1 protein-coding gene is annotated in these 520 nt (G+C 67.5%); it reads right to left on the reverse strand.

The window, feature by feature from the left end:
- Window positions 1–520 (reverse strand): phosphopyruvate hydratase family protein (locus GBZ26_RS29880; RefSeq protein WP_486303700.1); only part of this gene is annotated, 520 nt, incomplete at both ends.

Below are 520 nucleotides of genomic sequence, written 5' to 3' on the forward strand. Positions count from 1 at the left end.
ACGCCTTGAGGATGCCGCGGCCGGCGAAGCGGGCGGCGGTGCCGAGCATCTCCTCGATGCGGATCAGCTGGTTGTACTTGGCCAGACGGTCGGAGCGCGACAGCGAGCCGGTCTTGATCTGGCCGCAGTTGGTGGCGACCGCCAGATCGGCGATGGTGCTGTCCTCGGTCTCGCCCGAGCGGTGCGAGAGGACCGCCGTGTAGCCGGCCTTGTGCGCCATGTCCACGGCCTCCAGCGTCTCCGACAGCGTGCCGATCTGGTTGACCTTGACCAGGATCGAGTTGCCCACGCCCTTCTTGATGCCGTCGGCCAGACGCGCCGGGTTGGTCACGAACAGGTCGTCGCCGACCAGCTGCACCTTGTTGCCGATGGCGTCGGTCAGCGCCTTCCAGCCCTCCCAGTCGTCCTCGGCCATGCCGTCCTCGATCGAGATGATCGGGTAGCGGCCGACCAGATCGGCCCAGTAGGAGACCATCTGCTCCGGCGCCAGCGACTTGCCCTCGCCGGCCAGCTCGTACTT

Origin of the sequence: Azospirillum formosense (assembly GCF_013340925.1) — a bacterium.
Taxonomy (GTDB): domain Bacteria; phylum Pseudomonadota; class Alphaproteobacteria; order Azospirillales; family Azospirillaceae; genus Azospirillum; species Azospirillum formosense.